Consider the following 12694-nt stretch of genomic DNA (forward strand, 5'->3'; position numbering starts at 1 on the left):
CGGGGCACGGACACGGCATACTTGGCCACCATGACCACTGCCAAGTCTGGGCAGCCGGTTTCGCGATCTGACAGCGATCAGCGGGCAGCACGCCCGGCGGAACCGGCCTTCGCCTCACTCTCCAGCCACTACTTCCCCATGCTCGTCGCGCTGTTCGTCGGCGTGATGATCATCAGCAACATCACCGGCACCAAGGGCGTGTTGCTGTTCCCCTCCCTCAACTTCGACATCGGTCCGTTGGCCGTGCACGGACTCGTCACCGACGGCGCGTTCTACCTGTTCCCCCTCGCCTACGTCCTCGGGGACGTGATCAGCGAGGTCTACGGGTTCCGGGCCATGCGCCGCGTCATCCTCAGCGGTTTCGCGGTCCTGCTCATCGCGTCGATCTGCTTCTGGATCACCATCGAACTCCCCGCCGCACCGTTCTACGACGGCCAGGAATCGTTCAAGACCGTCGCCGGGGTCGTGCCGCAGTTCCTGCTCGCCGGACTCGCCGGATACGTCGTCGGTGAGTTCCTCAACTCCTACGTGCTCGTCGCCATGAAGAAGCGCAGCGGCGAGAAACGCCTGTGGGCCCGCCTGATCGGGTCGACCGTCGTGGGCGAGTTCTTCGACACCCTCGTCTTCTGCTCGATCGCCGCGACCGCCCTGGGTATCTCGACCTGGGAGGACTTCGTCAACTACACCGTCATCGGATTCGTCTGGAAGACGCTCGTGGAGTTGGTCGTCATGCCCGTGACCTACGCGGTGGTGGCCGCCCTCAAGCGGGCGGAGCCGAGCTATCAGGAGGCGCTGGGGCGCACGCCGTCGACGGCCTGAGTCCCCACGCCCGGCGGGCTCGATCAGACGACGGAACACATTCATCACCCGGTAGAGCTGGTAGTATGGATCGACACACGGTCCCGCGAGGGGCCGTGTTGCTGCATTTTGCAGGTGCCTGCAGGCGATGGGCACTGCGGCCCGATTCGCGGGCACGACGATAGAAGGAGTGACACCGATGACCGATACACAGGTGACCTGGCTGACCCAGGAGTCCCACGATCGGCTCAAGGACGAACTCGATTCGCTCATCGCCAACCGTCCGATCATCGCCGCCGAGATCAACGAGCGTCGCGAAGAGGGCGATCTGAAGGAGAACGGTGGATACCACGCCGCTCGCGATGAGCAGGGCCAGCAGGAAGCTCGCATCCGCCAGCTCCAGGAACTGCTGAACAACGCCAAGGTCGGCGAGACGCCGACGCAGTCGGGCGTCGCACTGCCCGGATCGGTCGTCAAGGTCTACTACGACGACGACGAGTCCGACACCGAGACGTTCCTCATCGCCACCCGTGAGCAGGGTGCCGAGGCCGAGACGCTCGAGGTCTACTCGCCCAGCTCGCCGCTCGGCGGTGCGTTGATCGACGCCTCCGTCGGTGACACCCGTGAGTACACCGTGCCCAGCGGAGCGACCGTCAAGGTGACGTTGCTCAGCGCGGAGCCGTACCACTCCTGATCCACTCGCACTCGGTAGCCGCTGTTCCTCACCGAACACCGGCTACCGATTGCGTTGTGGCCGAAACACACAGGTGGGTCGCAGGCCGTCCACAGCCGGCCGAGGTCTCATGAGGTGAGAAGTTCACACCACGACAGGAAGACCACCATGGCAATCACCCACACCCCGGACATCGACGATGTCATCGTCGTCGCCGTCGGCGATCACTCGGCCGTCGAACTCGCCCGCGACCTCATCGGTCGCGGCCATCGCGTCGCCGTCGCCGGTACGGCGGTCGGTCACCTCGTACCGCTCGTCGCCGGCCACGCCGACACCACCATGGCCATCGTCGCCGATCTCACCGACCCCGCGCAGGTGCGGTCGATGATCGACCGCGTCGAGCGACGGTTGGGACCGATCACGGTGATGACCGACCCGGGAGGCGCCTTCGGGTCGACCCCGTGGCGCCTGCACACCATCGGTCGAGCCACGGAACATCCGGTGGCGGCCTGACAGAGAACCGTGGCCCTCTTTTCACAGGGGCAACAGAGATTCTTTAGACACCGCGGGTGTCATGGAATACATGACCAGCACAGTGATTCTCACGATCAGCACCCACTCCGACGCCGGCACCCTCGCGCAGCGACTGCTCCGCCGGGGGTGTCGCGTCGCGGTCCTCGGACCCGACGTCGGCGTCCTGCTCGACGCGGTCCGCGGGTACGGGGCCGGCCGCGCCGCGGTGTTCGTCGGCGACGTCGACGACCCCGCCGAGGCGGCCCGGCTGCGCGCCCGCGCCGAAGCGGTGATGGGCCCCGCCGACGTCATCATCCCGGCCGAGATCAGCACGGCCACACACGGGATGGCGTCGGTGCATCGCCTCCCGGTCCGATCGGCCGCCACCCGTCCGGTTCCGGCACCGCAGCACAGCGCGGTCGCCTGAGTCACCCGGCCAGATACCCCGCGTCCGCGAGCGCGGTACGCACGAGGTGCTGGTGGTCGGGTCCGCGCGTCTCCACACTGACCGTCACCTGGACCTCCCCGAGACGTAGTTCACCGGACACCCGCGAATGGATGACGTCGACCACGCTCGCGCCGGTGTCCCGCAGCAACTCGAGCAGTGCGGCCAAGCCGCCCGGCCGATCGGGAACCGTCACGGCCACGGTCAGATAGCGTCCCGCCGCCTGTAGTCCGTGCGTGGTCAGATGGGACAGCAGCAGCGGGTCCACGTTCCCGCCCGAGAGCACCGCACAGACCGGCCCCACCAACCCCAGCCCGACCGGGTTCATCATGGCGGCGACCGCTGCGGCACCCGCCGGCTCCACCAACAGCTTCGCGCGCTCCAACATCATCAGGACCGCCCGGCTGATCGCGTCCTCACTGACCGTCACCACCTGGTCGACGAACTCCGCCACATGGGTGAACGTCACCGCGCCGGGCATGGCCACGGCTATCCCGTCGGCCATCGTGCTCATCGACACCGCCCGGGTGGGTGCACCCGCGGCGAGCGAATCCGGCCACGCCGCAGCCTGTTCGGCCTGCACACCGATCACCCGAACATCCGGCTTGGCCATCTTGATCGCGATGGCCAACCCCGCCAGCAGACCGCCACCACCGAGGGGGACGACAACGGTCCCCACGTCCGGCATCTGCGCGGCGATCTCCACCCCCACCGACGCCTGGCCGGCGACGATGTCCTCGTGGTCGAAGGGATGGATGAGCGTCGCGCCGGTGTCGTCGGCGAACTGCTGTGCGTGGGCGAGACTCTCGTCGATGATGGCGCCGGCCAACACCACCTCGGCACCGTAGGCGCGGGTGGCGGTGACCTTCGGCAGCGACGCACCGGTCGGCATGTAGACGCGTGAGCTGATGCCCAGCGTGGAGGCCGACCACGCCACGCCCTGTGCGTGATTACCCGCGCTCGCCGCGACCACACCACCGGCACGCTGCTCGTCGGTCAGTCCCGAGATGCGCACGTAGGCCCCGCGGGGCTTGAACGAACCGGTGCGCTGCAGGTTCTCGCACTTGAGCCACACCTCGTGACCGCAGGCGTCCGAGAGCGCACGGGAGGCGACCATCGGCGTGCGCCGCATGACCGGTGCCAACAGGGCCACGGCCCGATCGATCTGCTCGGCGGTGATCAACATCCCTCGACGGTAACCGCTGCTGCGACGGGCCGCGGGACCGTCGCCGGACAAGCCGACCTCAGGACGTCGCGAGGCAGTTCTTCGCGCCGTCGATGACGCCGCTGCGGTATGCCTCGGTCCGGACGAACCCCGCACCCTGCCGGTCGGCGTCACCGGGACCGCGGAACGTCAGCAGGGCCTCGATGGCCTCGTCGAGGTCGCCGGGCGACAACGAGTAGCCGCTCGTCGCGTTCCGGTTCTGCAGCAGCACACTCGCGGTCCAGGCGCCCGCGAGACAGTCGGCACGCTGCGAGCTCATCGCCTCGTCGGAGGAATCCCCCATCTGCGTCAGGGCCGCGATCCCCCACTGCGTAGCCAACAGCGCGGCGACCGCGAAGTCGCCACCCTCGGCGTAGAAGTCCTGCATCGAGTCGTTCTCGAAGCCGACGTAGTTGTCCGGGACGCAGTAGAACAGCAGATACCCCTCCGCCGAGGTGTCGCCGCACGCCGGGGCCTGTGACCCGAACGGGACGACGCGTCGCACCGGTGTCCACCGCTTCCCGGTCAGCTCGGGATAGACCTGCGACCAGTAGTCCTCGAGGTCCACCGGCACGCCGGCGATGATGTCCTCGTACGGCGCGTCCCCACCGGCAGCGGCGTCGGCGGCACTCCCGAAGGGCAACTCGACCACCGCGGGCGCGCCGTCGCGATAGCCGGCGCACGTCGTCGGTCCGTTCTCGTACCCGTTCTGGAATGCGTTGATGCGGTCGAAACCACTGCCGTGCGCCGATGGATCGTCCGCGGCGGTACCGGGTTCGTCACGCAGGGAGAGGAACCCGGCGAGCGCGCGGTCGAGATCGACACTCGAGACCCGGTACTCACCGGCGTCGATCGCGTGCCTGCTCCACGCGCCGGAGAAGCAGTCGGCCTGGATCTCCCGCGTGATGGTCATGCCCTCGAAGTCCGACCGCGCCTGCAGCGCATGACCCCACTCGTGGGCGAGAACCACCGGGATCACGAAGTCGCCATACGTCTTTCGGAGGTCCGGCAGCAATCCCTTCACATCCCAGGCGACGACGTCCTTCGTCGCGCAGTAGAAGGCGTTACCCGCGATGTCCGACGCCGACTCGGCACACGGCGGAAGCGGGCCCGTACCGGGATCCACCGCGTAGAAGCCTCCGGTCACGGGTTCATACACTGCTCCGTCGTATACCCGCGGATACTCGGTCGTCCAGTAGCCCTGGATGTCAACGATCGCTCGCGCCACCAGGACGTTGACGGGGTCGGAGCGGTCACCCGTGATCGGTACCGAGGGAGCATTCGCCGACGAGGACGTCTGGGGGCCCTGGCCGACTGTTTGTCCGGACGAGCACGCGGTCGCCATCGTGACGATCGCCGCGATGGTGACGACGACAGCGGGTCGAACTCGGCTCAGACGCATGTCGCGCAGTCAACCAAGGCAGGATTGAATTATTCATGGACCGTCGGCGCGGAGGATCCAATCGAATTCCAATTCACGATCTTTATCTTGCGTCCATGAAACTCACGAAGATCGGATCGGCGACCGTCGTCGTCGGCGCAGCGCTCACCCTCGTCCTCGCCGGCTGCTCCAGCAGCTCCGATTCCGCATCGGAATCGTCCACGTCCGCATCCGCCCCGAGCTCGACCTCGAGTGCGGCGGCCCCGTCCACCGGCGAGCTCACCCCTCGCTCGGTCGACGCGACCGGCGCCAACATGACCATCGCCGACTACATCAAGCAGAACAACATCACCGAGACGCCGATCAAGATGGGCGACACGGCTGCACCCGCCATCGACCTCCCGATCCCCGAGGGATGGACCCCCGCAGGCGGCAAGACACCGGACTACGCCTACGCCGCAATCGAATACACCGGACCCGACGCGTCGTCGGCGTCCTACACCCCGAACTTCGTCGCCCTGCTGTCGCGGCTCGAGGGAGATGTCGATCCACAGAAGCTGATCGACCTGGCACCCGGCGAGGTGAAGAACCTCAAGGACGCCGACATCGTCGACCAACGCACGACGACCCTGTCGGGTTACCCCGCGTACGACATCGCCGCGACCTACGACCTCGAGGGCACCGAGGCGCTGAGCGCACAGAAGACCGTGGTCATCCCCGGCGACGGCGTGATGTACATCCTGCAGCTCAACGGCACCAGCGATCAGGCGCAGGCCGAGATCCTCGGTGCGGCCGCCAAGGCGATCGACGCGGCAACCATCTCGCAATAGGGCGAGCGGACCGCTCTCAACCGGCACTGCCGGAGAAGTGACCGTCGACGACGCGTCCGTCGGTGGACCGTGACACCCGGTTCACCGACGGACGCCTCTCCCATGCCATCTCGCCGGTGGCGCGCGCGAGGAGCTCGGCTTGTTGGTTCGAGGCGCGGGCATCGTTGACGTGGCCGTGCGCGTTCTCGACCTCGGCCAGCAGCCGGAGGTAGAACGGCGCGAAGATTCGCATGCCGCCCGCGGTGTGCAGCGCCAGGCCCTGACGGATCGCCGCGGTCGTGTCCGGCCCGCCCACGGCCATCCCACGCGCCCACCCGGCGATGATCTGCGTCGACCCGAGAAGGTCCACCGCGCCGGCCCGGTTCAGCATCCCGATCAGCTCCTCGGCCTCGGCGGCGGTACCGGGCACCACGCCACAGAACGCGTTGACCTGCAACGCGTTCACGGAGATGATCGCCTCGGCGAATGCGTTCGATCGGGCCCGGGCCAGCTGTATCCCGTTGTGCGCCATCGCTCGGCCCGTCGCAGCATCCCCCAGCGTGGCGTGGGCCAGAGCCGCGACACCGAATGCGCGGACGTCGAACAGCAGCAGATTGTCGCGCGCGGGCACCGGGGGCACCTGGGTCTGCAGGCGTTCGACGGTGCGCACCGCCGCGGCGGGTTCCCCGCGCATCAGTTCGACGACCGCACGGACGTAGAACCCGGCGGCGCCGGCCGCCGGATCGCCGTCGACGTCGAACGTCGCGATGAGTTTCTCGCCGAGCGCGGTGGCCTCGCGATACCCGGCGGTGCCCACCAGCATCGCGCAGCGCAGCGCGACCGCGGAGGTGAACAACGATGTCGCCGACATCGCCGACCCGACCTCGAACGCCCGCGCCAGAGCCTGCTCGGCGTCGGCCGACGTGTGCCCCTTGAGAACGGCGAGCACCGATGCGCGCTGCATCCAGTGTCGGGCCTCGCGCTCGAGCCGGGAATCACCGGGCGGCAACCGTTGCGCCATGTCGAGGGCGTGTTCGGTGAGATCGGCGATGTCCTGGTACTCGGCGCGTGTCACCGAGTGCTGCAGCGCGCGGTCGATGAGATTCGCCGCGACCTCGGGCGGTAGCTGCGCTCCGGCGCGCCACGCGTGGTCGGCCGCGGCGATCGTCTGGTCGTAGGCACCGACGTCGGCCCGTGCGGCGTACGCAGCGGCGATCCGCGCGTGGCCCCACTCGCGGCGCTCGGCGGGCAGCTCCTCGGCGGACACGTGCCGGATCACCGCGTGGGTGAACCAATAGCGTTGCGGTGTCTGCGCACTCGGGGTGAGAACCCCGATCCGACACGCCGGACCCAGGCGCTCGCGGAGTTCGGAGTCGCTGAGGCCGAGCACCCCGGCGAGAAACGCCGACTCGACGACGACCCCGAGCAGTGCACCGATGCCCAACGCATCCCGGGTGCGGCGCGGCAGTCCGGCCAGGCGTCGACGTACCACCCCTGCCACCGCGTCCGGCGGGACGTCGATGTCGATTCGCCGGGTGTCGGCGTCGAGGTGTCCACCGGCATGGAGCAACCGCGCCAGTTCGCGGGTGTGGAACGGGTTGCCCCCGGTCCGGTCGTGGACGGCCGCGACCAGATCAGGATGCGCTCGTACCCGGGTCTCGACGGCGACCAGCTCGCCGACGGCCTCGGGCGCGAGCGGCCCCAACCGGATGGTCACGGTGTCGGACCTGCTCAACAGGCGGTCGAATGCCTTGGGGCGCAGGGGCCGATCCGGGCCCGCGTCCTGCCAGGTGACCACGATGAGCAGGGGGAGCTCGCGGAGACGGTGTGACACCACCTCTAGCACCGCGCGGGTCGGCCGGTCCGCGCGGTGCAGGTCGTCGAGGACCAGGACGGTCGGCGTGGTCCCGATGAGCATGGCGATCACGGTCGCGATCTTCTCGGCGTCCTCGAAACGTGACGCCACCGCCGAATCCGGCTCCGGGAGGACCGATCCCGGACGCCGCGCCGAGAGGAGGTCGGGAGCGAACGCCGTCGCACGGGTGACGGCGTCGGGGTGGGCGTGTTCGACGAGTCGGTCGACGATGTGCACCCAGGTCCACATGGGCGGTTCGCGGATGCCGTCGGTCTGGGTCGACCACGCGAAGACGAAACCCTGTTCGACGGCGTCGTCGACCACGGCTGCGGCCATCGAGGACTTGCCGGTGCCGGAGTCACCACGGATGACGGTCATCGCGCCGCGCCCGCGGGGCGTGGCCGCCACCAGGTCGGCGAGCACCGACAACTCGCGGTCGCGCCCGACGATCCGGTGGTTGCGCGGGGTGTCGACCACCGCGGTCCGCAGCTCCATGCGCAGCGGCGTGAAGTCGAGCCCGGTGGATTCCTTGGCGATCTCACGCCGCAGGTGCTCGAGCGCCGCTCCCGGCGCGACACCGAGCTCGTCATCGAGCACCGTCCGGGCACGCTGGTACGTCGCCAGCGCCTCCGCGCGTCGGCCGGATCGGTACAGCGCGACCATCAGCTGGCCCCACAGTCGTTCGTGCAGCGGATCGATGCGCACCTGCTCCTCGAGCCCCGGGATCAACTCGGCGTCGCGGCCGAGCTGCAGTCCGGCCTCGTAGAGCCCCTCGGCGGCCATCGTGCGTAGCGCGCTGAACCGGTGGACCGCCGCGTCGGCGAAGCGGTGATCGCGGAAGTCGGCCAGTGCGGGCCCGCGCCACAGGTCGAGCGCGATGCGGAGGGACTCCTCCGCCCGGGCGGCCTCACCGACGGTGAGCGCCTCTCGACCCTCGGTCGTGAGGCGTTCGAATGTCGTGGTGTCCAACTCATCGGCGGCGACGTCGAGGCGGTAGCCGGTCGTGTCCGTCATCAGCGCCTGCGCGCCCATCGGGTCTGCGTCGGCGAAGGCCCGGCGCAGGTTCGCGATGTAGGCGCGGACCGAGGAGATCGGCTTGGCCGGCGGGGTGTCGTCCCACACCAGGTCGACGAGGGTGTCGAGGTCGACGCTCGACCCGGCGTTGAGCAGCAGGATCGCGAGTACCGCCCGTTGCTTGATCCCGCCCACGGAGAGATCACGCCCGTCGGCGCGCACCACCATGTGTCCGAGAAGTCGGTACTCCACTCGCGGATTCTAAGCAGTTTCTCAGCTTCGCGGGTGGCTTGTCGCGCAGCCGTACGGCCACCCGACTGTGCCGGTGTCAGCCGAGCGCGTTCTCCACGTCGCCGAGCAGGTCGTCGATGTCCTCGATACCGACCGACAGGCGCACGAGATGCGGGGGCACCTCGAGCAGCGACCCCGCGGTCGAGGCGTGGGTCATCGCGGCGGGATGCTCGATCAGCGATTCGATGCCGCCCAGCGACTCGGCGAGGGTGAAGATCTCGGTCTTCGCGCAGAACTCCTGCGCGGCCGGGGCTCCGCCCGCGACCAACACCGAGATCATGCCGCCGAAACGCTTCATCTGCTTGGCCGCGACGGCGTGGTTCGGGTGCGTCTCGAGACCGGGGTAGAGCACCGACTCGATCTTCGGGTGCGACTGCAGGTAGTCGACGATCTTCTCGGCGTTGTCACTGTGCCGGTCCATCCGCACCGCGAGGGTCTTGATGCCCCGCATCGTGAGGTAGGCGTCGAACGGTCCCGGGACCGCGCCTGCACCGTTCTGCAGGAACGCCAGATCGGCGTCGAGCTGCTCGTCGTCGGTGACCAGTGCGCCACCGACGACATCGGAATGCCCGCCGAGGTACTTGGTGGTGGAGTGCAGGACAACGTCGGCACCGAGGCGCAGCGGCTGTTGCAGGTAGGGCGAGGCGAAGGTGTTGTCGACCACGAGCTTCGTGCCTGCCTCGTGGGCGACGCCGGCCAGGGCCTCTATGTCGCCGATGTTGAGCAGCGGGTTGGTGGGCGTCTCCACCCACACGAGCTTGGTCGCGGGTGTGATGGCCGCGCGGACCGCGTCGACGTCGGAGACCGCGGCCACCGAGTAGGTGATCCCCCACTGCGTGAACACCTTGTCGATCAGGCGGAAGGTGCCGCCGTAGGCGTCGTTGGGGATGACGAGGTGATCGCCCGGGCGCAGGGTGGCCCGCAGCAGAGCGTCGGTGGCGGCCATGCCGGAGGCGAAACCGCGGCCGTACGACCCGCCCTCGATGGCGGCGAGGTTGCCCTCGAGCGCCTGACGGGTCGGGTTGCCGGTGCGCGCGTACTCGAACCCGCCGCGCATGCCGCCTACGCCGTCCTGGGCGAAGGTGGAGCTGGCGTAGATCGGGACGTTGACCGCACCGGTCAGCGGATCGGGTTCGTATCCCGCGTGGATGGCCTTGGTGCCGAAGCCCTGCCAACTGCTCGCGTCGACGCGGCTGCGCTGTTCACTCATGACGAGGCTCCGATCTTGGGTGCGGAACTGACGAATGCGAGGAGGTCGTGTCGGGTGATGACGCCGATGGGCTTGCCGTCCTCGACCACCATCAGCGCGTCGGACTCCGACAGCGCCTTCGTCGCGGCCGACACCGGCTCGCCGGAGCCGATCAGCGGGAAGGGTTCGCCCATGAACGACGACACCGGGTCGGCGAGGCTCGCGCGTCCCTCGAAGACCGCGCTGAGCAGTTCGCGCTCGGTGACCGCGCCGGCCACCTCGCCGGCCATGATCGGCGGTTCCGCCCCGACGACAGGCATCTGCGACACCTCGAACTCACGAAGGATCTCGATCGCGTCGCGCAGCGTCTCCGACGGGTGGGTGTGCACGAAGTCGGGAAGCGATCCGGACTTGCCGCGCAGCACGTCACCGACCGACGGATCGCCCTTGTCCTTGCCGTCGAGCGGGGTGCGCAGGAACCCGTAACTGCTCATCCATTTGTCGTTGAAGATCTTGCCCATGTAGCCGCGCCCGCCGTCGGGCAGCAGGACGACGACGATCGCGTCCGGGCCCTCCCGCTCGGCGACCTTGAGCGCGGCCACCATCGCCATGCCGCAGGATCCGCCGACGAGCAGCCCCTCCTCGCGGGCGAGGCGGCGGGTCATGTCGAAGGAGTCGGCGTCGGAGACGGCGATGATCTCGTCCGGGATCGACGGGTCGTAGGCGGTGGGCCAGAAGTCCTCACCGACACCCTCGACGAGGTAGGGCCGGCCGGTGCCACCGGAGTACACCGAACCCTCGGGGTCGGCGCCGATGATCTTCACGCGACCGTCCGACATCTCTTTGAGATAGCGACCGGTGCCGGTGATGGTGCCGCCGGTGCCGACGCCGGCGACGAAATGCGTCACCTTGCCGTCGGTGTCGGCCCAGACCTCGGGGCCGGTGGTCTCGTAGTGGCTCTGCGGGCCGGCCGGGTTCGCGTACTGGTTGGGCTTCCACGCACCCTCGATCTCGCGGACCAACCGGTCGGAGACGCTGTAGTAGCTGCCCGGGTCCTCCGGGGCCACCGCGGTGGGGCACACCACGACCTCGGCGCCGTACGCCTTGAGCACGTTGCGCTTGTCCTCGCCGACCTTGTCGGGGCACACGAACACGCAGTGGTATCCGCGCTGCTGGGCGACCAGGGCCAATCCCACACCGGTGTTGCCGGAGGTCGGTTCGACGATGGTGCCGCCGGGCTTCAGTTCACCGGAGGCCTCGGCCGCATCGACCATCTTGACGGCGATGCGGTCTTTCGACGACCCGCCCGGATTGAGGTACTCGACCTTGGCGGCGACCAGACCCGAACCCGGGGTGACAACCGAGTTCAGACGGACCAGCGGGGTGCCGCCGACGAGGTCCACGACGTGATTTGCGATGCGCATGTCTCCATCGTTCCAGATCCGCGCCGACGCGGTTGCGGCGTCCCGCTGAACTTTCCCCCGCACCGATAGGCTCGGGGGGTGCCAGCATCCCGACGGCGAGTGGTCCGCGACGTGACCGCGTCCATCGCGGCCACCGCGGGCAGCGCCGGGGCCGGGTGGGCAGCATGGAATTTCCTCAACGGTCAGGCGCGCGCGGCACGCGCGGTCATCCCCCATCGCACCGACAACGCACCCAACGGTGACGGCATCTATCTCCCCGACGGCTCGGGCCCGATCCGCGTCACCCCGCGCGTGACCGCCGACCTCCACATGATGGTGTTCGGCGACTCCACCGCAGCCGGGCTCGGGGCGGAGTCGCCCGACGAGACCCCCGGCGTCGCCCTGACCCGGATGGTGGTGCGCGAGACCGGCCGGTCGGTGCGGTTGAGCACGAAGGCGATCGTCGGGGCCACCTCGCGCGGGTTGTCCGGCCAGGTCGACGCGATGCTGATCGCGGGCAGGCCGCCGGACGTCGCGGTCATCCTGATCGGCGCCAACGACATCACCGCGGTCAACGCGCCCTCGCCCGCGGCCAAGCGGGTCGGATCGGCGGTCCGTCGTCTCGTCGAGGTCGACGCGAAGGTGATCGTGGGTACCTGCCCGGATCTCGGCGTGGTGACAGCCATCCCGCAGCCGCTGCGCTCGGTGCTGCGACAGTGGGGCTTTCGGCTCGCCGCCGCCCAGACCCACGAGGTGCGGGCGGCCGGTGGGCGGCCGGTGCCGCTGGCCGACCTGTTGTCGCCGGTGTTCCTCGCGTCCCCCGACCGGATGTTCTCGTCGGACAACTACCACCCGTCGGCGGCGGGGTACCAACTCGCTGCGGAGACCCTGCTGCCCGAGGTACTCGCCTCGATGGGCGAATGGGGCGCGGGTCCACTCCCCGACCCGCCGGAGGTCTCGGAGTTCGCCGAGAACAACCGGCTCGTCGTCCGGATGCGAAGGCGACTGGGGATACCCGTCCGATTGCGCCGCCGACGTGCCGACGCGACGGTCGGGAGCGATCGATCTGCGGGTCGGAGCATGGCGTAACGTCCGGTTCGCCATCCTGTTGTGCACACA

11 protein-coding genes are annotated in these 12694 nt (G+C 69.0%); 6 read left to right on the forward strand and 5 right to left on the reverse strand.

From position 1 onward, the window contains the following. Positions 1–30: 30 nt before the first annotated feature. From IEV93_RS15165 to IEV93_RS15180, 4 genes are all read left to right on the forward strand, one after another. Positions 31–819 carry a queuosine precursor transporter gene (locus IEV93_RS15165; protein WP_188490824.1) on the forward strand — a complete coding sequence of 263 codons (789 nt, stop codon included), beginning with the start codon at positions 31–33 and terminating at the stop codon, positions 817–819. 178 nt (positions 820–997) lie between these two features. After that, positions 998–1492 (forward strand): transcription elongation factor GreA, encoded by a 495-nt coding sequence (greA, locus tag IEV93_RS15170; RefSeq protein ID WP_188490825.1) that lies wholly within the window; start codon positions 998–1000, stop codon positions 1490–1492. Between the two features lie 147 nt (positions 1493–1639). Beyond that, positions 1640–1984, forward strand: coding sequence for an SDR family oxidoreductase (locus IEV93_RS15175; protein ID WP_188490826.1), 345 nt, complete (start codon positions 1640–1642; stop codon positions 1982–1984). A 70-nt stretch (positions 1985–2054) separates the two neighbouring features. Beyond that, positions 2055–2411, forward strand: a complete 357-nt coding sequence (locus IEV93_RS15180) for a hypothetical protein (RefSeq protein ID WP_188490827.1) — start codon at positions 2055–2057, stop codon at positions 2409–2411. A 1-nt stretch (position 2412) separates the two neighbouring features. Here the strand turns inward: IEV93_RS15180 and ilvA are convergent, their stop codons facing one another. Both ilvA and IEV93_RS15190 read right to left on the reverse strand, forming a co-directional pair. Continuing rightward, on the reverse strand, positions 2413–3615 hold the full coding sequence (ilvA, locus tag IEV93_RS15185) for a threonine ammonia-lyase (RefSeq protein WP_188490828.1): 1203 nt from the start codon (positions 3613–3615) through the stop codon (positions 2413–2415). Positions 3616–3673: 58 nt separating this feature from the next. After that, complete coding sequence (locus IEV93_RS15190; RefSeq protein WP_188490829.1) at positions 3674–5035, reverse strand: neutral zinc metallopeptidase; 1362 nt, start codon at positions 5033–5035, stop codon at positions 3674–3676. Positions 5036–5130: 95 nt separating this feature from the next. Here IEV93_RS15190 and IEV93_RS15195 point away from each other — a divergent pair, with 95 nt between their 5' ends. After that, positions 5131–5844 carry an LpqN/LpqT family lipoprotein gene (locus tag IEV93_RS15195; RefSeq protein WP_188490830.1) on the forward strand — a complete coding sequence of 238 codons (714 nt, stop codon included), beginning with the start codon at positions 5131–5133 and terminating at the stop codon, positions 5842–5844. A 16-nt stretch (positions 5845–5860) separates the two neighbouring features. On the opposite strand, the gene IEV93_RS15200 is transcribed toward IEV93_RS15195, so the two are convergent. The 3 genes from IEV93_RS15200 to IEV93_RS15210 form a co-directional block, all read right to left on the reverse strand. After that, positions 5861–8944: an ATP-binding protein gene (locus tag IEV93_RS15200; RefSeq protein ID WP_188490831.1), complete on the reverse strand. Its 3084-nt coding sequence runs from the start codon at positions 8942–8944 to the stop codon at positions 5861–5863. Positions 8945–9020: 76 nt separating this feature from the next. Beyond that, positions 9021–10193, reverse strand: coding sequence for a cystathionine gamma-synthase (locus IEV93_RS15205; RefSeq protein WP_188490832.1), 1173 nt, complete (start codon positions 10191–10193; stop codon positions 9021–9023). Next, positions 10190–11596 carry a cystathionine beta-synthase gene (locus IEV93_RS15210; protein ID WP_188490833.1) on the reverse strand — a complete coding sequence of 469 codons (1407 nt, stop codon included), beginning with the start codon at positions 11594–11596 and terminating at the stop codon, positions 10190–10192. Before IEV93_RS15210 ends, IEV93_RS15205 begins: the two co-directional genes overlap by 4 nt. Positions 11597–11674: 78 nt before the next feature. On the opposite strand from IEV93_RS15210, the gene IEV93_RS15215 reads away from it, so the two are divergent. Further along, positions 11675–12664 (forward strand): SGNH/GDSL hydrolase family protein, encoded by a 990-nt coding sequence (locus IEV93_RS15215; protein ID WP_229705213.1) that lies wholly within the window; start codon positions 11675–11677, stop codon positions 12662–12664. Positions 12665–12694 lie beyond the last annotated feature (30 nt).

The organism is Williamsia phyllosphaerae (assembly GCF_014635305.1).
In the GTDB taxonomy this organism is placed as follows: domain Bacteria; phylum Actinomycetota; class Actinomycetes; order Mycobacteriales; family Mycobacteriaceae; genus Williamsia_A; species Williamsia_A phyllosphaerae.